Below are 19,868 nucleotides of genomic sequence, written 5' to 3' on the forward strand. Positions count from 1 at the left end.
GGATGGGCGCCCGGTGGCGGCCGTGGCGCCACACCTGTCACTCGCAAGGTCCGCCGTGCGGCGTTACGCTGCGCATCGCGCGGTACGCCACCGACGCGCCTCACCGCTACGCATCATGCCGGCAAGACTAAGACCAAACATTACGACCGTCCAGCGCACCGGGCGGGCCCTGCTGCTGCTCGCCCTGACGCTGACGCTAGTCGGCTGCGGCTCGCTCGATTATTACCTGCAGGCGGCGCGCGGCCAGGCCGAGATCTGGCATCGTCAACGGCCCATCGAAAGGTGGCTGGCGGAGGACGGCACACCGGCGGCGGTGCGCGCCAAGCTGACGCTGGTCGAACGTGCCCGCGAGTTTGCCGGCACACGTCTCGCGCTGGCCGATCATGGCAGCTATCACAGCTATGCCGATCTCGGTCGTGACTACGTGGTGTGGAATGTATTCGCGGCGCCCGAGCTGTCGCTCGCCGCGCTGAAGTCCTGCTATCCGCTGGTCGGCTGCGTGGAATACCGCGGCTTTTTCAGCGAAGCCGCCGCGCGCTTGCATGCCGCCACGCTGCAGGTGCGCGGCTACGACACCTTCGTCGGCGGCGTGGCCGCCTATTCGACGCTCGGCTGGTTGAACGACCCGGTACTCAATACCGTGCTCCGGCGCGACGATGCGCATCTGGTCGACATCATCTTTCACGAACTCGCGCATCAACGCCTGTACATCGCCGGCGACACCACTTTCAACGAAAGCTTTGCGATGGCGGTGGCGCGCGCCGGCGTGGCACTGTGGCTGGCCGATGACCCAGCGGCGCTGGCCCGCTACCGCGCCGAACAACAGCGCGAGGCCGAGTTCATCGCGCTCGTGCAGGACACCGGCGCGCGACTGGCCAAGGTCTACGACGGCCCGCTGGCGGCGAGCGACAAGCGCATCGCCAAGGCTGCGCTGTATGCCGAACTCATGGACCGCTACCGCGCACTGAAGGCGAGCTGGGGGGGCGACAACGCCTACGACGCCTGGATGACAACCGATTTGAACAACGCCAAGCTCGCTTCGCTGGCGGCCTACCACGACCAGGTTCCGCACTTTCTTGCCCTGCTGGCGCGCTGCGGTCAGGACTTCGCGCGCTTCTACCGCATTGTCGACGCGCTCGCCGAATTGCCGTCGGCCGAGCGCACCAGCTGTCTCGGTGAGCTTGCCGGCGACGGCACGCCTGGCGTCGTCTGCAAGGCCGCGGCCGGCCTGTGATCGGCGTCACGGCCGCCGCGCGCGCATGGCTAGCGGCGCGAAGCTGTCCCTATAATGCGGCTTGACCGGGTGGCCGCGCGCCACCCGCCCATGACATGCGCACCTTGGGCAAGGCCGCCAGGGCACGCAGGGAATAACGAATCAGCCACGCAGAACCACACCCATGCTGGACCGGCTCTTCAGTAAAGCGCTATCACTCGTCATCAACGGCGAGGAGATCTCGTTTCACACCCTCGCCGAATTCGAATTCGCACTGGGCGGCCGCACCAACGTTCCGGCCACCAAGCTGGCCGATCTCATCATGCTGAGCCCCGATGAACTGAAACGCGAGGCCAAGAGCATCAAGGCGGTGGAGAAGCGCTTCGTCGACATCCTGTCGCGCTCCATCGAACAGCCGGGCGAGATTGGCCGGCTGGTACGCGAAGTCGACATCCAGGTGTTTTCCAACGACTACGACTGGCGCAGCATCTTCAAGGCCCTCAACCAGGAAGACGAAGCCTACGACGAACTGCGGCGCGTGGCGGTGGTGAAATACATGCAATACCTGCGCTCGCGGCAGGACGTCATCAAGCAGACCTACAAGGTCAAGCTCAAAAAGACCAACAAGCACAGCGCACCGCGCGAAGTGCTGTCGCCGATGGAAGAAACCAAGGATCAGTTCAAGGAAACCAGCATCTTCGAATCGATGTCGCTGGAAATGCCGGTCGAGCCGGTGCCCAATTCCGCGCTGACGCGCCTGCCGAAAGGCGAAGCGGTCAGCATCAAGCCGGCCATGAACAGCGAGTTCGACCTGCGCCTGTCCAAGCACCCGTTCCAGTTCCGTAACGGCGCGGTGCGCGAACTGGTGGATGAATTCGGACACGCGCACAAGATTGAACCCGGCAAGAACATCATCGGCCGCGATTCGGTGTGCAACATCGTGGTCGACAGCGCACTGCGCGACGTGTCGCGCATGCACCTCATCATCGAACCGCTGGACGGTGGCGTGCTGCGCTTTACCGACCTGTCATCCCACGGCACCTTCCTGCCGACAGCCTTGGTACCGCACGGCGAGAATTGACGGGCGATGGTGGAATGTCGGACCCGACCACGGGCCGGCGCTCAGCTCGAACGTCTGCGCATCATCCCCGTCAGCAATACACCCGGCGCCATCGAGAGCCAGGCCGATGGCAGCGGCACGGCATGCACGGCCAGCACGGCCTGGATATCCGCCGCGTCACTCAGCGTCACCGTGCGCGCGGTAAGGTCGAAAAAGCCGAGGCCACCGTTGTTCAATTTGCTGAACGCCGGACGATTGGCGTCGCAGGTTTCGGTGCCAAGACAGCCGCCCCAGCCGCCGACGGCCCGCACCGCGGCGCTGTCCTGCACGGTGATGTGGTCGGCGACCATCTGCACGTTACCGCCGCTGCCGCCGCCGCCGGGCCCCCCGGTACCACCGCTGTTGGTGAAGGCGTAGCTGCCGTTGGCGCCATTGGCGAGCACGGTGCCGCCGAACAGAATGTCGGCCAGGGTGCTGAACTGGATGGCGCCGCCACCGTCACCGCCCGCGCCGCCACCGAGTTCGACGCCGAAGAACATCCAGCCGCCGCCACCGCCACCGCCGGAGCCACCCACCAACGGCGCCGGCAGTTGGGAAAGCGCGGCAGTGGGGGGCGCGCTGCGACTGAAGCGGGCGGGATCTGCCGCCAGGCCCGCCGTGGCCATGCCACCCCCGCTGCCCGCGTAACCGGGCGTCGACTTGATACCGCCCGCATCCGCGTTCGGGCCGGCGTTGCCCCCGAGCACGCCACCGCCGCCGGTGGCGAGGCGACACTCGGCTGCCGTGCAATTGACGTCACCGAGACCGGCGCTGCCACCTTCGCCGCCGCCAGGGCCTGCCAGGTTGCCGCCGGCCGACACGTTGACGGTGCCAAGGAGGTCGATGTTGCCGGTTGCGGCCATGAACACCGGCGTGTTCAGCGCATTGCGTTTGAAGCTCACGGTGGCGTTGGCCGGGATCGTGATGGTGGTGAAATTGAGGATGCCGTCCTCACGGCCAGGCAGGGTGAGATCGATGACATTGCTGCCGGCAACGGCGACGAACGCGCCGTCGGAGCCATCGGAAATCACTGCGCCATGGGCGCCGGTCACGCAGCCCAGTAGCAGCGCTGCCTTGAGTGCGGGAAATACGAGACGGGCCATGATGTCCCTCCGCGAGTCGATTATTGTCGTTCTGATGCTTGTAGCGATAAGGCGCCGTGGGAGCGCCTGAAGGGAAATCTAGCGAGAGGCAGGGCTCACCATGCTGACCACGATCAGAAGGGAGAGGCAGTGCGCGCAGGGCGCTGGCCTCGGGTGATGGCCAGCAAACGCTCTGATCAGGGATAGCGAGCACGCGACAACGTGCCCGCTGTCCGCCTTTAATGCTCCGGCAACTTCACCCGCTCGAACAGCCTGTCGAACTCTTCGCGTGTGCCGGCGGCGATGGCCGCATCCACCACCTCGCGCGTCAGGTGCGGGGCGAACAATTCGATGAAGTCATACATGTAGTTGCGCAGGAACGCGCCACGCCGGAAACCGATCTTGGTCACGCTGTAATCGAACAGGTGACTGGCGGGCAGCGCGACCAGATCGTGATCCTCGACCGGGTCGTAGGCGAGCGTCGCGACGATGCCGACGCCGAGCCCCAGCTTCACGTAGGTCTTGATGACGTCGGCATCGACCGCCGAGAACGCCACGCGCGCCTCGACGCCGGCGGCGGTGAAGGCGTCGTCGAGCTGGGAACGGCCAGTGAAGCCGAACACGTAGGTGACGATGGGATATTCGGCGATGGCCGCGAGTGTCAGAGGTTGCACCTCCGCCAGCGGATGACCGACCGGCACGATGATGCTGCGGTTCCAGCGATAGCAGGGCAGCATCACCAGGTTGTCGAACAGTTCCAGCGCCTCGGTCGCGATCGCGAAATCGACGGTGCGATTGACCGCCAGTTCCGAGATCTGCAGCGGCGTACCCTGGTGCATGTGCAGCGCCACCTGTGGGTACTTGGTAATGAAGCTCTTGATGGTCGGCGGCAGCACGTAGCGCGCCTGGGTATGGGTGGTGGCGATCGAGAGGCTGCCACGGCCGCTGTCGCTGTTCTCCTGCGCGATGCGACGGATGTTCTCCACTTCACCGAGGATGCGACCGGCGACGTCGATGATGGCGGCGCCGGCGCGCGTGACTTCGGTCAGGTGCTTGCCGTTGCGTTGGAAGATCTGCACGCCGAGCTCGTCCTCGAGCTGGCGGATCTGCTTGCTGACGCCGGGCTGGGACGTGTAGAGACTTTCGGCGGTGGCCGACACGTTCAAGCCGTGGCGGGCCACTTCCCAGATATAGCGCAGCTGCTGCAGTTTCACCGCCCCTCCGGCTGGTCGAATCCAATGGCGTATCAATCAGGGCGCAGAGTATAGGGCGTCCCGCCCACCGTGTTCGGCTCAGGCCGAGATACGGGCCAACACCTTGTCGTGGGCTTCCCAGTGATCGGCATGGCACCAGGTTTCGACCAGCAGGGCATTCTCGAGCTTGCGCAGCGCCTCGCCCTGCAGACCTTCGCGCTGCGCGCGGGCCAGCGCCTTGAAGGCACGCGTGACCTGCGGCTTGCGCGCGCGGAACGGCGCGAGAAAGTCTTCGCACCAGGCCTCGAACTCCTGCCCCGCGGGGCAATAGGCCTGGACGAGGCCCAGCGCCAAGGCCTCCTCCACCGCCACCAGGTCGGCGCGGCACAACAGGCGCAGTGCCTGGGCGGGCCCCACCAGGCGCATGAGATCCATGCCACCGCCCCACGCCGGCGCGATATTGAGCGTGCCCTGCACGAAGGCGATGCGCGCATGGTTGGCGGCCACGCGAATGTCGCAGGCCACTGCCAGTTCGCCGCCGCCGCCGAGTGCATCGCCGTTCAAGAGCGCCACCACCGGCACCGGGAAATGTCGGATGGCATCGAGCGCCGCGCAGGAATCGACGCCGATGCGCTCGGCCTGCTCGCGCGAACGCATGCCATCGAATTCCTGCAGGTCGCCGCCGGCGGCGAAGCAGCGGTCGCCGGCGCCACGGATCACCGCCGCGATGAGATCCTCACGCCGCGCGGCGCTTTCGAAACACTGGCGCAGCTCACCGAGCACCGCCTGGCTGAGCGCGTTGCGCTTGGCCGGCCGGTTGATGGTGACTTTGAGCAGGCCTTGATCATCGGCCACTTCGAGAAACTGGTAGGTCATCGCGCCATGCACTCCACGCTCTGCGGCGCGCGCCACGGCGCGCGCATGAATCAAAACGCAAAGCTAGCGCGTTTGGCGGCGCGGTGAAACGGCGGGGAGTGAAACGATGGGGAAATGGACGGAAGCGGCGGGTGGGATGCATGGTCCCGGCGGCGCCGGGACCATGCGTTCATGAGTTCAGGCCTACGGTCGGGCGCTGTGGGCGTGGATCATGGCCTGCATGCGATCACGCAGGTAGAGCTTTTCCTTCTTGAGCAATTCGAGCTGGATGTCGTCCATCGCCGCCTTGCCGGCGTGCGCCTGGTCGACCTTTGCATTGAGAACGCTATGCTTGTTATAAAGACGTCGAAAGCCGTCGTCCGCACTCAAAAGTTTGTCGACGGTAGCCTGATCATAATCGAACATAAATGATCCTCCGAACCGGTTTGGCTTGACTCATCTCCCGATCAAAAACTAGACCAGCGATGGGGCCGGAACAAGGGGCGCGATTGAGATTGACCCGCAAGCGCATCGCACCGGCCGCCATGATCCTTAGCGGCGGCAGGCAGCCGACCATTGAGCGGCGGACGCGCGCTCAGGCCGTCCCAACCTCTGCAAGCGCCGCGCCATGAGCCAACACCTGCTGTTCATCACCGGCCACCTGGCGGAAAAGAGCCTGGCGCGGGTGCTGTCGTCCATGGAAGGGCGGCCGTTCAGCTACGAGATCCGCGTGCCGGGCATCAACGTCGCGGCGCTGTTGACGGTGGCGATGCTGAAGCGCCGCCTCGACACGCTGGCCGGCTTCGACAAGGTCATCGTGCCGGGGCGCTGCCGCGGCAACCTCGAGGAACTCAGCGCCCATTTCGGTCTGCCCTTCGAGCGCGGGCCCGACGAACTGAAAGACCTGCCGGCCCATTTTGGGACACGCGCCAGGCCACGCGAGATTGGTCCGACCGACATCACGCTGTTCGCCGAAATCGTGCACGCGCCCCACGGCACGGTCGACGACGTGCTGGCCGAGGCGCTGCGCCTGCGCGCCGATGGCGCCGACGTCATCGACATCGGCTGCCTGCCGGCGACGCCGTTTCCACATCTCGAGGACTGCATTCGCGCGCTGCGCGAGGCCGGTGTCGCGGTCAGCGTCGACTCCTTGGACCGCGAAGAACTCGAGCGCGCCATCGCCGCCGGCGCCGATTACGTGTTCTCGCTCACCGGTCGCAGCCTCGAGCTGGTGGCCGACAGCGCCTGCACGCCGGTACTCATCGCCCGGCATCCGGGCGACATGGACGATCTCCATCGCACCATCGAAAGCTTTGCCAAGCTCGGCCGGCCGTTCTTCGCCGACCCGGTGCTGGACCCCATCCATTACGGCTTCACCCGCTCGCTGCTGCGCTACGCGGCGCTGCGCGAACGCTACCCCGACATCGACATCCTGATGGGCATCGGCAACCTGTCGGAACTCACCCACACCGATACCCTGGGCTTGAATACGCTGCTGCTGGGCGTGGTGTCCGAGTTGCGCATCACCGGCCTCCTGACCACCGAGGTCAGCCGTCATTGCGTGAGCGTGGTGCGCGAAGTGGATCGCGCGCGACGCGTGATGCACGCGGCGCGCGAAGACAACATTCCGCCGCGTCACCTCGATGAATCGCTGATGGCCTTGCACGACCGCCATCCCTTTCCCTACAGCGCCGCCGAGATTGCCGACTTCGCGCGCGAAGTGACGGACGACAACTTCCGCATCCAGGTCAGCGACGAAGGCTTTCACATCTACAACCGTCGTGGCCTGCACACCGCGCGCGATCCCTACGACGTCTTCACCGCGCTCGGCGTCGAGGCCGACGGCGCCCATGCGTTTTACCTTGGACTCGAACTCGCGCGCGCTCAAATAGCCTGGCAGCTGGGCAAGCGCTACAACCAGGACGAGGAACTGGAGTGGGGCTGCGTGCGCCCGCGCGCAGTGGATGACAAGCAGGTGTTCGCGGCGGAGCGCAGCACATTAAAGGCCAGGAAGAAGCACAGGAATAACCCCCTGTAGGTGCGAATTCATTCGCACATTCGATGGCGCGGCGATGCTGCACGGGCCCATGAATGTGCGAATGAATTCGCACCTACGGATTCTCCGGCTCCCGCGCCTCCGCCAATCCCACCGCCAGCAGCAGCCACGCGAGACTCGCCCAGTAGGCGCCGTAGAAGGCGAGGTGAGCATTGAGCGGCAGCCACGCCACCGCCGCGCCCAGCAGCCACACCGGCGCGACCCGGCCCAGCGTCGGTCGCATCAACAGGCCGAGCAGCCGCGCGTAGAAGAACACGAAGGCCGCCAGCCCGATGAGGCCGGTCTCGATGGCGATTTCCAGCATGAACTGGTGCGGATGGGTCTGGCCGCCGCCGATGCGTTTGATCCAGAAATCGTCCTTGTCCGCGTACTCGCCGTAGACATGACGATAGCCGCGCGGCCCGATGCCGGTCAGCCAGTGATCGGCGAAGATGCGCGCGCCGGTGCGCCACAAGGTCAGGCGATAACCGCTGGCGACGTCGATGGCCTGCGTATCGGTCGAGAACAGGCCGGCGGTTTCGTGGAGTCGCGCGCGCAGGCTGGTGTTCAAGCTCGCGAGTCCCGCCGCCAGCGCCAACGCCAGCGCCCATGACATCGCGCGTCGACCATTCCAGCGCGCGCCGCGCTGGCGCGCATACAGCAGCGCGTACACCACGAGTCCGAAAGCCAGCATGATCCAGGCGCTGCGCTTCAAGGACACCAGGATGATCACCACCATCGGGATCAAGAGCAGCCACAGGCGCGGGTATTCACGACAGCCGCGCAGCACGCCGTCGAGATACAGCGGCGCGAACACCGCCAGCACCAGGCCCAGGCGCTGCTTGGGATAGAACACGCCTTTCAGGACATTGCGGTCGTAGGGGTAGCCGAACAGGTCACGGTGCCAGAGCAATTGCACGAAGGCGTCGAGCGCCACGAAGGCGACCAGCACCGCCGCGCCGACCGTCACCAGGCGCTGCACCTCGACGTCCGCGCAGGCACGCATGATGAAGTAGCTGGCGGGCAGCAGGTGCACATAGGGCAATACCGTGCGCAAGGTGTGCGAAGGCGCGACCGCGTCGACGCAGGCGATCGCCATCGGCAACCACAGCAGCGCGAACAACCACAGCAGCTGGCGTGAACGCCATTCACGCAGCGCGCTCGGATGACGCACGGCATCGATCACGCCCAGCACCGCCATCAGCCCCAGCGCGTAATGCACCAGGTGCTCGGACACGAACAGCGTGAGGGTGGCCAGGATCAAGCCGGCCTTGGCATGGCTGCTCGCCCGCTGCGCGTAGCCCGGCGCGCCAGCGGGCGGGAGGTCGTTCATGGACGCGGGGCAGCGTTCAGGCGACCGCGGCCACCAGTTGGCGATGGGTGAGTTCGGGTTGCTCGCTCATCATGATGTGGCCGGAGCCGGCGATGGTCGCCACCTGGCAATTGGCCATGCCGGCCGCCAGCTGACGCGCGGCGGGCGCCGGCGTCATGCGGTCTTCGACGCCGCAGATGAAGGTGGTGCGTGCCTTGACGGCAGCCGCCGCCTCGAGACCGTGGGCGTAGTCGTTGCAGGCCTTCAGATCGGTATGCAGCAGGCCGGGCTGGGCCTTCTCGAGCAGGCGCATGGTGGTGTTGACGATGTGGATGCCGGCCACCGGGTTCGCGCCGTACTGCGCGGCGGCGCCGTGGCCCCAGATCATCATCATGTCGCGCGACTCGGGGGCGTTGGCCTTGGCGGCGTTCAGCAGCAGGTCGCTGACCGGCATCGGGAAGGCCGCGCCGAGCAGCGCGAGACGCGTGACGCGCTCGGGCGCCATGCCGGCCGCTTCGAGGGCGACCAATGCGCCCATGCTGTGGCCGGCGAGCGCCACTTCACCGACACCGAGCGCGTCGAGCGCGCGCAGCAGCCACGCCGCCATCGCTTCGACGCTGGCCAAGGGCGTGCCGCCGGAATGGCCGTGGCCGGGCAGGTCGGGCGCAATCACGCTGCGCCCGACGTGCATGAAATAGCGCGTGTGATAGACCCACACGGTGTGATCCATGGCGGCGCCGTGTACCAGCACCACCGGCGGCGTGGCAGCGCCCGCCTGCAAACGGCCGGCAGCGAACACCGGCTGAGCATCGACTTCGAAATACATGGCTGACTCCTGATCCAGTCGCGACTGCGCGGGCTTATTTCTGCGAGCGGCTGAGCGCGCGCGACAGATCCTCGATGAGATCCGCCGGGTCCTCGAGACCGATGGACAGGCGCACCAGGCCTTCCGAAATGCCGGCCGCTGCCAGCGCGGCCTCGTCCATGCGGCTATGGGTGGTCGAGGCCGGATGGATGACCAGCGACTTGGCGTCGCCGACGTTGGCGAGATGGGAGAACACCGCCAGCGATTCGATGAGCTTGCGCCCGGCGGCGCGACCGCCCTTCACTTCGAAACTGAACACCGAGCCGCTGCCGCGCGGCAACAGGCGCTGGGCGAGCTCGTAATCGGGATGACTGGCGAGGCTCGGATGGGTGACGTTGCTCACCACTTCCTGGCCGGCGAGGAACTCGGCGATGGTCGTCGCGTTCTCGACATGGCGCTGCATGCGCAGCGGCAAGGTCTCCAGGCCCTGCAGCAACTGGAAGGCGCTGGCCGGCGCCAACGTCGCGCCGAAATCGCGCAAGCCCTCGCGCCGCGCGCGCATGATGAAGGCCTTGGGCCCGAATTCTTCGACGAAATTGAGATCGTGGAAACCGTCGTAGGGCTGACACAGCGTCGCGTAGCGGCTCTTGGACTGTTCCCAATCGAAGCGTCCGCCGTCGATCACCGCGCCGCCCAGCACCACGCCATGGCCGCCGATGAACTTGGTCAGGGAATGCACCACGATGTCGGCGCCGTGTTCCAGCGGCTGCATGAGATAGGGGGTGGTGAGCGTCGCATCGATGACGAGCGGCACGCCGGCCGTGCGTGCCACCGCCGCCACCGCCGGCAGGTCCAACACCTCGCAGCGCGGGTTGGCGACGGTCTCGGCGAACATCGCGACGGTGTTGGGGCGCACCGCGCGCGCGAAGGCCTGCGGGTCGCGCGGGTCGACGAAGCTGGTCTCGATACCGAAACGCGGCAGGGTGTAACGCAACAGGTTATGGGTGCCGCCGTACAGGGCATGGGAAGCGACGATGTGCGCGCCGGCGCCGGCGATGGTGGTCAGGGCGAGGTGGATGGCGGCCATGCCGCTGGCGGTCGCGACCGCGCCGACGCCCTTTTCCAGCGCCGCGAGGCGCTCTTCCAGCACCGCCGTGGTCGGGTTGGAGATGCGCGAGTAGACATGGCCCGAGCGCGCGATGTCGAAACGCGAGGCAGCGATGTCGCTGTCCTCGAACACGAACGACACGGTCTGGTAGATGGGCACCGCCCTGCTGCCAAACGTCGCGTCCGGGCGTTGCCCGGCATGCAGCGACAAGGTATCGAATCCAGGGTACCTGGGGCCGGCCATTCACACTACTCCGCTTGAACCGGCCGGCATGGTAACGCGCACGGCGTGCCGCGAACAAAAAAAAGCCCCGGCGGTGAGGCCGGGGCCGAGAAGGTCAGGTCGTGCACGTGTACGACCCTTGGGCACGACCGATACGACGTGGGCACGGAAGCCATGTATTGTCGCGGCGGCACAGCCGTGACCACGATTTCCTACGCCGTATCGGTTGAACACGGGAAACGGAACCCGATGCGGATTACCGTTAGCAAGACTGTTGCCAAGTTTTTTTGTAGTGTCATTCCAAGCACTTGGCGCACAGCCCGGCGAGCCCTTCGAAAGCCGTGTAAAGCTGATTGACAAAGCAGCGTCACGCCCTGGATGTAGGCCAGCGCCTAATCGCCTGTTCCTGCTGCGCTATTTGTCGCCGCCCGCGCTGTCCATCGAATTGACACGCAGCGCGCCGCCGAGATCGGCCTGGAACAGCTTGGCGCGCACCGTCTGGCGATAGGCGGACGGCGCCACCGACAGTTCACGCTCGAACAGCCGCGAGAAATGGCCGGCGTCCTGGTAGCCGACCCGGTAGGCGATTTCGCCAATGGTGAGATTGGTCTTCTCCAACAGTTCCTTGGCCAGGCGCACGCGTCGCTGCTGCCAGAAGGCGCGCGGACTCAGGCCGCTGGCCTGGCGAAAGCGCCGGTCGAGGGTGCGCACGCTCACGCCGAGACGCGCGGCCAGTTCGGCGACGGTGATCTGCGCGGCGACGTTGGCCTCGATCCACAGCTGCGCCTCCACCACCACTTCGTCGGCGAGCGGCGCCAGGCCGCCATCCATGTAGCGGTATTCCTCGTAGGTGCGGCGGATCTCGTGGGAAAAATTGCGTTCCACGTGCCGCGCGGTGGCGCGGTCGAAAGTGCGCTCGATGAGATGCACCGAGACATCGGCCAGGGAATTGATGCTGGCCGCGCAGTACAGCGCACCGGACTGGGTGATGAAGAACTGGCGCTTGAGATCGACCGCCGGGTAGTCACGTTCGAAACGTTCGAAGTTGTACCAGTGGGTGGTGGCGGCGCGGCCGTCGAGCAGGCCGGTGTCGGCCAGCAGGCTGACGCCGGTGCCGACCGCCGCAATCTGCGCACCGCCCTCGTATTGTTCGACCAGCCAGCGCCGCAGCGGCGCGAGCGGGCGACGCAGCGTGGCGGGGTTGCGCCACAGGGCCGGCAGGTAAACCACGTCGAAACGGCCGGCATCGGCCAGCTCGCAATCGGCGCGCACCGCAAGGCGGCCGTATTCGTGCTGCGCTTCCAGCGCCGCGATCAGGCGCAGCTCGATGCGCGCGTCGGCGCGGCGTTCGGCGCGGCGGCGATCGGCCGCCGCCAGCCACATCTCGTAGGGCAGCGCCGTGCCCGTCGCGAGCATGCCGGGGGTGAGCACGAAACCGATGCGCAGACGGCCGTGACGGCTCATCAAGCTCATGGCAAGGAGAGAACGATGTGTCGCATATGGCCAAGTATATGACGCATGTGGCCACAGTCATCTGCCCCGCTCTCCCTAGAATACCGGCCCATTCAGCACGGAGTGGCACCATGACCCGTTTGCCAGTAATCGTAGGATTCGGCGGCGTCGGCCCGGCCGGGCGTTCGTCTTTCCACCATGCCTATCACCGCATCATCTGGGAAAGCATCGACAGCGCCCGTCGCCAACGCACCGTTACCGCCCTCGCGGCGATGATGAACCTCGGCGCCGTCAGGAACGGCCAGCTGTGCCGCCCCGACGGCAGCCCCTTCGACCAGGCCGGTCTCGCCGCCCTCGAGGCGACGGTGCTCGGCGGCACCCTCATTCGTCGCCTGGAGAACGATCGCTTCGATCCCGACCAGGTAACCGGCAACGCGGTGATGGCGGTGCTCGGCGAAGGCGGCAATGTCATCACGGTCGCGAGCCGCGACCTGCCCGATCCCCTGCCGCCCGGCTGGCGCGTGCTGGACTCGAGCGATGGCAAGGTCAGCGTGGCGGTCGCCGCCGGCAGCCAGCTGGTGGTCGAAACGCGGCGCAAGCTCGCCGTGCAGTCGGGCGGCCAGTTGCCCAGCGGTTTCGATCCCGCGGCTCTCTACCCGTCGCGCTTCCATCCGCGCGGCCTGCAGCTCGCCATCATCGCCTCCTCCGACGCCGTGCGTTCCACCGGCATCGAGTGGCAGACCATCGTCGACGCGGTGCATCCCGATGAAATCGGCGTGTACGCCGCCAGCGCCATGGCGCAGCTCGACGGCAACGGCACGGGCGGCATGTTGCAGGCGCGCCTGCGCGGCAACCGCGTGAGCTCCAAGCAGCTGCCGCTGGGCTTGAACACCATGCCGGCCGATTTCGTGAATGCCTACGTGCTTGGCAGCGTCGGCGCCACCGGCGCCAATGCCGGCGCCTGCGCGACCTTCCTCTACAACCTGCGCCTGGCGGTGGAGGACATCCAGTCCGGACGTCGTCGCGTGGTGGTGGTGGGCAATGCCGAGGCGCCGCTGCTGCCCGAGGTCATCGAGGGCTACGCGGCCATGAGCGCGCTCGCCACCGACAGCGACCTGTGTCGTCTCGACGGCGTCAGCGTGCCCGACTATCGCCGCGCCAGCCGCCCGTTCGGCGACAACTGCGGCTTCACGCTCGGCGAGTCCGGCCAGTATTTCGTGTTGATGGACGACAGCCTCGCGCTGCAGCTCGGCGCCCAGGTGCACGGCGCGGTCAGCGATGTGTTCGTCAATGCCGACGGCTTCAAGAAATCCATTTCCGCGCCCGGCCCCGGCAACTACATCACGCTCGCCAAGGCGGTGGCCGGCGCGCGCGCGATGTTCGGCGACGACGTCATCCGCAATCGCAGCTTCGTGCAGGCCCATGGTTCGAGCACGCCGCAGAACCGCACCACCGAGAGCCGCATCATGAACCTCGTGGCCGGCGCGTTCGGCATCGAGGATTGGCCGGTGACCGCCATCAAGGCCTTCGTCGGTCATTCGCTGGCGCCGGCCAGCGCCGACCAGATGACGGTGACGCTCGGCGTGTTGCGTCACGGCGTGATGCCGGGCATCAAGACCGTCGACAAGCTCGCCGACGATCTCGAGGACAGCCATCTCGCGATTGCCCTGAAGGATGTCGACCTGGGCGATCGCGCGGAAGTCGCGTTTCTCAACTCCAAGGGCTTCGGCGGCAACAATGCCACCGGCACCGTGATCTCGCCGCGGCGCACCGAGGCGATGCTCGCGCAGCGCCACGGCGCCCAGGCCATGGCCGCCTGGCGCGCACGCCAGGAAGCGGTGCTCGACAAGGCCCAGGCCTACGATGCCGAATGCCTGGCCGGCCCCATGCAGCCGATCTATCGCTTCGGTGACGCGCTCATCGAAGAGAACGAGATCACCATCGACACCGACGGCGTGCACCTGCCGGGCTTCGCCCATGAAGTGGATCTGCACCTGGCCAATCGCTACGGAGACATGTGCAAGTGAGCGAGCCGCGCGGCGACGCCACCCATTGCTTCGTGTGCGGCGCGCACAATCCGATTGGCCTCAAGCTCGCGTTCAAGGTCGAAGGCGAGCATTGCCGCGGTGAATTCACCTCGCGCGACGAACATGTCGGCTTCGATGGCGTGACCCATGGCGGCATCGTGTTCAGCGTGCTGGACGATGCCATGGCCAACTGGTTCTTCCTGCAGGGCGCGCGCGGCTTCACCGCCAAGGCCGAGATCCGTTACCGCGCGCCGATGCCGGTGGGCGCCACCGCGCGCATCGAATGCACGGTGGTGAAACGCAAGGGCCGTCTGCTGCAGCTCGAAGCGAGCGCCGCCGACAAGAGCAGCGGCACGGTGTTCGCCGAATCGAGCGCGAGCTTCATGCTCGAAGACGCCGGGCCGCTGTGATGCCCGAGCAGAAATCCTGCACACGCTGCGGCGCGGCCTTCGGCTGCGGGCGCAACGACGCCGAGTGCTGGTGCAGCGCGCTGCCACCGCTGCCGGCCGCGGCGCTCGATGAATTGAAGGACTGCTACTGCCCGCGCTGCCTGGCCGAGATCGCTGCCGCCCATCCGGCACCGAGCACGCCACCGCCGGTCCGCGACTGAGCTTCGCCAAGCGCCCTGACCACCATCAAACGGGCGGCGCGCACCCTCATGTACACTGCCACGAGGTGTAAGACGCGCACTGCCGCGGCGGCGATCGCGTGACTGGCAAGGACGCCGGCGACACCCCATATTCAGCGCAGACTTGTTGCCCGCGAGGAGCCCGCCCAGCGTGATCAGGACGCACAGCCGTACGCGATGCACAGCCCTGCTGTTGACAGCCGCGCTGGTGGCTGCCTGCAGTACACCACCGCCCAAACCACCCAAGCCCAAACCGCTGGTCTCGGAGCAGGCCGCGAGACCGCCCGCGCCGGACGGCCAGTCCGGTAATACCTCTGCTGGCGGCGGGCCCGGCGCCGCCGGCAGCGGCCAGGGCTATGGCGCGACCAGCGCCAATGCCGCCGAAGTACAAGAAGAGGAAGTGGCGGCCGACGGCAGCACGCGCGTCGTATCGTCGCGCGGCCATGCGCGGCCGGCGCCCGCGGGCGCCAGGTCCGCCGCAGGTGGTGGCGCCGGCGGTGCGGGCAGCGGCGGCGCGCCCATGGATGCTTCCGCCGTGCGCACCGGCGATGGCAGGAGCGCGGCGGGCGCCGCGCCACCGCCGCGACACGACGACACGCAGGGCGTGGTCGGCATCCATTACCAGCAAGGTCCCACATCGGACGGCGATGCCGGTGGCGAAGGCGAGGCGGCGGGCCTGCGTGAGCGCAACGCCACCGCGCGCGCCAAACAGGACGGCGGGCGCCTCGGTGTCGACGGTGGCCGCGACGAGCGCGGCACCAGCCTCGCCACCCCGCCTGCCGCGAGCGGCCCGGGCGCGGAGATCACGCCGGCCGTGATCGAGGACGACATCCTCGCGCAGCAGTTGCGCGAGGCGGCCGAGCAGGAAAAAGACCCGCAGCTGCGCGCCAGGCTGTGGGCCGAATATCGCAAGTACAAAGCCGGCCTGTGAACGCCGTGCCCGCCGTCAGTGACGCCTGCAGCGTCGGCGCGCGACGCATCATCACCCCGGCGCCGTTCGCGCCGGTGAGCCTGCCGCCGGCCGGCGTCGAGGCGCGTGGCGAAGCGCTGCCGTGGCGCGCCGTGAGCGTGATGCTGCTGCTGGCAGGCGCGGCCGTGGCGCTGTTGTCATCGCTGCCGCGTTGGGCGCCGCCCGTCGCGCCAGCCGCATCGACGCTCGCCACGGCGCCCGCCGTCGAACATGACCCACCCGCCACGCCGCTCACCGACGACGAACAGCGCAACGCGGCTGCGCGCCGTACCGCCCAGGTCTTGTTACGCGCCAGCCTCGCGCGGATCGAACAGCTGTCGACCATCCAGGCCGAGCGCTGGGATCGCGGGGGCATGCATCGCGTCATGGAAGCGCTGCGCGAGGGCGAGAAGGCCTACAGCGAGCAGCGTTTTCGCGCCGCGCAGGACGCCTATCGCGCGGTCCTGGTGCGCGCCGCGGCCATCGAAGCACGCTTGCCGACGGTGATCGCGACGCTGCTGCGCAGCGGTGACGCGGCGCTCGAACAAGGCAATTCGGCGGCGGCCGACGCGGCTTTCGGCGAGGTGCTGGCGCTCGCGCCCGAGCATCGCGACGCCACGCTGGGGCGCGCCCGCGCCGCGACCCTGGACCGCGTGCGCGCGCTGGTCGAACAGGCCGAGGCCTACGAGCAGATGGGCGACGAAGGCAAGGCACGCGAGGTCTACACCGATGCCGCGCGTCTCGATGCGCGCATGGCCAGCGTCAAGGCCGGGCTCGCGCGGCTCGATGCCAGCGCGCGGGCACGCCAACTGCGCGCGGCCCTGTCCGACGGCCATCGCGCTCTCGAGCGCGCCGACTTCAACGCCGCGCGCAGCGCCTTCAAGCGTGCCACCACGCTCGGCGGCGATGGCTCGGAAGCGGCGACAGCGCTGCGTGAAACCGAGCGGCGTGCCACCGCCGCCGGCATTGCCAGCGCCCTCGAACGCGCCGAGCGCGCGCGTAAGGCCGAAGCCTGGGCGGACGCGGTGCGCGCCTACGGCGCGGCGCTCGCGCTCGATGCCGAACTGGAGGACGCCGCGCAGGGTCAACGCGCGGCGGCGGACCGCCAGCAGCTAGACGCGCAACTCGAGACCCTGGTACGCGACGTGCTGGCGCTGGCCGGCGGGCCGCTGCGCAACAGTGCGGAACAGGCGCTGCGCCGCGCGCAAGGCATCGCCCAGCCGGGGCCACGCCTGCGTGGCCAGGTGGCGGCGCTGGGCAGAGCCTTGCGCATCGCGCGCGAGCCGGTGGCGGTGACGCTGCTTTCCGATGGTCAGAGCGAGGTGCGGCTGTTGGGCGCCGGCGCGCTGGGACGTTTCAAGGAACATCGCGTGAACCTCGCACCCGGCCATCACGTGGCCGTGCTGCTTCACGACGGCGCGGCCGAAGTGCGCGTGGAATTCGACATCGCGCCGGGCGCCGACGCGCCGCGTATCACGCTAGTCAACCCGCCATGACCAAGCCGCAATCCATGCCGGCCACGCCGCCGCAGGTCGGCCGCTTGATTCGCGCGCGCGCGTTTCGTCCGCCGCCGCGCGGCGCCGCGCTGCCGCGCGTGCAGATCGCCTGGTTGCCGTTGCTCACGAGCCTGGTGTTGGCGGTGTGGGCACTGGCCGCGTGGTACGTGTTCACCGCGCGCGCCGTGACGCTCGCCAGCGAGCCGGCCGACGCCAGCCTCGAAGTCGTCGCGTGGCTGGCGCCGCGCATTTCCAACCATTGGCTGCTGCGCCCGGGCGAACACCGGGTGCGCGCCAGCGCGCCGGGCTATCACGCCTACGACGCCATGGTGAGCGTCGACGACGCACCGATACAAACGCGCCGCATCGTGCTCGAGCGCCTGCCCGGCCACCTCAACGTGCGTCTCGAGCCGGCCATCGAGGCCGAGGTGTTCGTCGATGACCAGCCTTTCGGCACGGCGCCGGGCGTGGTGCGCGACATTCCGGCCGGCACGCGCCAGGTCGAGATCCGCGCGCCACGCTATCGCGCCCATGTCGTGCGGATGGAGATCGAAGGCAAGGCCATCGAACAAAGCCTCGCGGCGCGCCTGGAGCCGGCCTGGGCGGTGGCCAGCATCGACAGCCAGCCGTCCCATGCCGAACTCAGTGTCGACGGCAAAGTACTGGGCACCACGCCCTACGAAGGTGAACTGTTGGAAGGACGCCGCGCGGTAAGGATCACGCAGCGCGGTTACAAGCCCTGGCAACAGACCCTGAAAGTGGTGGCCGGCATGCCGGTGAAACTCGGCACGGTGGTGCTGACCGAGGCCGACGGTCAATTGCAGTTGAATTCCACGCCAGCCGGCGCCAGCGTCACGCTCGACGACAACTTCGTCGGTCGCACGCCGCTCGCCATCGCGCTCACGCCCGGCAGGAGTCATCGTCTGCACGTGCTGGCCGAAGGCTACGTGGCGGCCGAAAGAAACTTGACGCTGGCCGCGGCCGCGAGTGAAACGCTGGACTTGAAGCTCGAGCCCGAGCTCGCCAACGTGCAGTTCATCACCACGCCCGACAGCGCGGAACTCCTCGTCGATGGCATTGCGCGTGGCAGCGCCAACCAGACCTTGGCCCTGCCGACGCGCGACCATGAAGTGACCCTGCGCGCGCTCGGCCATGCCACCTACAGCATGCACGTGACGCCGCGCAAAGGCGTGGAAAAGCGCTTCAGGGTGCGCCTCAAAACGATCGCCGAGGCGGCCGCCGAGCAACCATCGTTCGATCAAGCGCCGCCCGCGACACACACCGCGAGCGCCGGCGGCGATGCCACGCGCAGCGGCAATGGCGAGGCGCGCGACGACAACGCGGCGGCCACGCCCAGCGTGACGACGTCCGCCGGCCAGCTGTTGAAACTGTTCGGCAACGGCCAGGTGGTGCTGGGTTCCTCACGCGCGGACGCGGCGCGCCGGGCCGATGAAACCGAGCGGCCGGTGGTGTTGAAGCGCGCGTTCTATCTCGGCGCCAAGGAAGTCAGCAACGGCGAGTTCCGCGCCTTTCTCGGCAATCATCACGCCAGCAACCCGCCGCAGGGCACACTCGATGACGACAGCCAGCCGGTGGTCGACGTCGACTGGCAGACCGCCGCGCTGTATTGCAACTGGCTGTCGCGCCGCGATGGTCTGCCGCCGTTCTATCAGATCAAGTACGGCGAAGTGCTGGGCGTCAATCCCGCCGCCACCGGTTACCGCCTGCCGACCGAGGCGGAATGGGAATGGGCGGCACGCACCACGCCCGAGGGCGCGTCGCTGCGCTACGCCTGGGGCGACGTCTATCCGCCGGCGCGCGCGCACGGCAATTACGCCGACGAAGCCGCCGAGGGTGTTGCCAAGACCGTGTTGCGCGGCTTGCGCGATGGCTTTGCGCTGAGCGCGCCGGTCGGCAGTTTTCCGCCCAACCCGCGCGGTCTGTACGATCTCGACGGCAACGTCGCCGAATGGGTGCACGACCATTACGACGCCAACCCGGCGGCCGCGCCGAGCACCGATCCGCTCGGGCCGCCGAGCGGCACGCTGCACGTGATCAAGGGCGCGAGCTGGGCTTTGTCGTCCGCCACCGATCTGCGCCTCGCGGCGCGCGCCAGCGGCGAACGCGGACGCAACGACGTGGGATTCAGGCTGGCCCGTTATGCGCAGTAGGCACCACCGCAAGACGCCGTTGTTATTGCTGCTGCTCGCGATCGCGCCGCTGCATGCGGCGGGCCCGGCGGACGAAACCGCCGTGGCCGGACCGCGTGACGTGCCCGATCGCATCGAATACCAGGCCCTGCCGCTGTCGGAGGATGCGCTGCACCCGCGCAAGGAGATCTCCGATGAGCAGGCCATCCCCTTGCCCGACGATTTTTGAATACACACAGCGA

Annotated in this window: 18 protein-coding genes; 10 read left to right on the forward strand and 8 right to left on the reverse strand. The window is 67.7% G+C overall.

Going from position 1 to position 19,868, the window contains the following annotated elements; all coding sequences use genetic code 11:
- Positions 1–115 precede the first annotated feature (115 nt).
- Together IPM80_09310 and IPM80_09315 are read left to right on the forward strand one after the other, a co-directional pair.
- The gene (locus IPM80_09310) at positions 116–1,234 is read left to right on the forward strand and encodes an aminopeptidase (GenBank protein ID MBK8958614.1); all 1,119 of its coding nucleotides are present in this window, start codon (positions 116–118) and stop codon (positions 1,232–1,234) included.
- Positions 1,235–1,397: 163 nt separating this feature from the next.
- Entirely contained in the window at positions 1,398–2,294 is an 897-nt protein-coding gene (locus IPM80_09315) for an FHA domain-containing protein (GenBank protein MBK8958615.1), read from the forward strand.
- 41 nt (positions 2,295–2,335) lie between these two features.
- Here IPM80_09315 and IPM80_09320 read toward each other — a convergent pair whose 3' ends face one another.
- The 4 genes from IPM80_09320 to IPM80_09335 form a co-directional block, all read right to left on the reverse strand.
- Positions 2,336–3,415: a hypothetical protein gene (locus IPM80_09320; protein MBK8958616.1), complete on the reverse strand. Its 1,080-nt coding sequence runs from the start codon at positions 3,413–3,415 to the stop codon at positions 2,336–2,338.
- Between the two features lie 218 nt (positions 3,416–3,633).
- Positions 3,634–4,608 carry an HTH-type transcriptional regulator CysB gene (gene cysB / locus IPM80_09325; protein MBK8958617.1) on the reverse strand — a complete coding sequence of 325 codons (975 nt, stop codon included), beginning with the start codon at positions 4,606–4,608 and terminating at the stop codon, positions 3,634–3,636.
- 78 nt (positions 4,609–4,686) lie between these two features.
- Positions 4,687–5,463, reverse strand: coding sequence for an enoyl-CoA hydratase/isomerase family protein (locus tag IPM80_09330; protein ID MBK8958618.1), 777 nt, complete (start codon positions 5,461–5,463; stop codon positions 4,687–4,689).
- 183 nt (positions 5,464–5,646) lie between these two features.
- Positions 5,647–5,868: a YdcH family protein gene (locus IPM80_09335; protein ID MBK8958619.1), complete on the reverse strand. Its 222-nt coding sequence runs from the start codon at positions 5,866–5,868 to the stop codon at positions 5,647–5,649.
- Positions 5,869–6,070: 202 nt separating this feature from the next.
- Here IPM80_09335 and IPM80_09340 point away from each other — a divergent pair, with 202 nt between their 5' ends.
- On the forward strand, positions 6,071–7,480 hold the full coding sequence (locus IPM80_09340; protein MBK8958620.1) for a dihydropteroate synthase: 1,410 nt from the start codon (positions 6,071–6,073) through the stop codon (positions 7,478–7,480).
- A 73-nt stretch (positions 7,481–7,553) separates the two neighbouring features.
- Here IPM80_09340 and IPM80_09345 read toward each other — a convergent pair whose 3' ends face one another.
- The 4 genes from IPM80_09345 to IPM80_09360 form a co-directional block, all read right to left on the reverse strand.
- Complete coding sequence (locus tag IPM80_09345; GenBank protein MBK8958621.1) at positions 7,554–8,810, reverse strand: O-antigen ligase family protein; 1,257 nt, start codon at positions 8,808–8,810, stop codon at positions 7,554–7,556.
- Positions 8,811–8,826: 16 nt separating this feature from the next.
- The gene (locus IPM80_09350; GenBank protein MBK8958622.1) at positions 8,827–9,615 is read right to left on the reverse strand and encodes an alpha/beta hydrolase; all 789 of its coding nucleotides are present in this window, start codon (positions 9,613–9,615) and stop codon (positions 8,827–8,829) included.
- A 34-nt stretch (positions 9,616–9,649) separates the two neighbouring features.
- The gene (locus IPM80_09355) at positions 9,650–10,945 is read right to left on the reverse strand and encodes an O-acetylhomoserine aminocarboxypropyltransferase (protein ID MBK8958623.1); all 1,296 of its coding nucleotides are present in this window, start codon (positions 10,943–10,945) and stop codon (positions 9,650–9,652) included.
- A 393-nt stretch (positions 10,946–11,338) separates the two neighbouring features.
- Positions 11,339–12,388 carry a helix-turn-helix domain-containing protein gene (locus tag IPM80_09360; protein MBK8958624.1) on the reverse strand — a complete coding sequence of 350 codons (1,050 nt, stop codon included), beginning with the start codon at positions 12,386–12,388 and terminating at the stop codon, positions 11,339–11,341.
- Between the two features lie 119 nt (positions 12,389–12,507).
- Here IPM80_09360 and IPM80_09365 point away from each other — a divergent pair, with 119 nt between their 5' ends.
- The 7 genes from IPM80_09365 (at position 12,508) to IPM80_09395 (ending at position 19,855) form a co-directional block, all read left to right on the forward strand.
- The gene (locus IPM80_09365; protein ID MBK8958625.1) at positions 12,508–14,403 is read left to right on the forward strand and encodes a beta-ketoacyl synthase; all 1,896 of its coding nucleotides are present in this window, start codon (positions 12,508–12,510) and stop codon (positions 14,401–14,403) included.
- A complete protein-coding gene (locus tag IPM80_09370; GenBank protein ID MBK8958626.1) occupies positions 14,400–14,813 on the forward strand; it encodes a PaaI family thioesterase in 414 nt (137 codons plus the stop codon). The genes IPM80_09365 and IPM80_09370 overlap by 4 nt, the downstream gene beginning before the upstream one ends.
- Positions 14,813–15,013, forward strand: a complete 201-nt coding sequence (locus IPM80_09375) for a cysteine-rich CWC family protein (GenBank protein ID MBK8958627.1) — start codon at positions 14,813–14,815, stop codon at positions 15,011–15,013. The genes IPM80_09370 and IPM80_09375 overlap by 1 nt, the downstream gene beginning before the upstream one ends.
- Before the next feature lie 169 nt (positions 15,014–15,182).
- Positions 15,183–15,962, forward strand: coding sequence for a hypothetical protein (locus IPM80_09380; protein ID MBK8958628.1), 780 nt, complete (start codon positions 15,183–15,185; stop codon positions 15,960–15,962).
- A gap of 5 nt (positions 15,963–15,967) precedes the next feature.
- The gene (locus IPM80_09385) at positions 15,968–17,476 is read left to right on the forward strand and encodes a hypothetical protein (GenBank protein ID MBK8958629.1); all 1,509 of its coding nucleotides are present in this window, start codon (positions 15,968–15,970) and stop codon (positions 17,474–17,476) included.
- A complete protein-coding gene (locus tag IPM80_09390; protein ID MBK8958630.1) occupies positions 17,473–19,647 on the forward strand; it encodes an SUMF1/EgtB/PvdO family nonheme iron enzyme in 2,175 nt (724 codons plus the stop codon). The genes IPM80_09385 and IPM80_09390 overlap by 4 nt, the downstream gene beginning before the upstream one ends.
- On the forward strand, positions 19,637–19,855 hold the full coding sequence (locus tag IPM80_09395) for a hypothetical protein (GenBank protein ID MBK8958631.1): 219 nt from the start codon (positions 19,637–19,639) through the stop codon (positions 19,853–19,855). The genes IPM80_09390 and IPM80_09395 overlap by 11 nt, the downstream gene beginning before the upstream one ends.
- The last annotated feature ends 13 nt before the right edge of the window (positions 19,856–19,868 follow it).

Source organism: Pseudomonadota bacterium, from assembly GCA_016719885.1.
Classification (GTDB): domain Bacteria; phylum Pseudomonadota; class Gammaproteobacteria.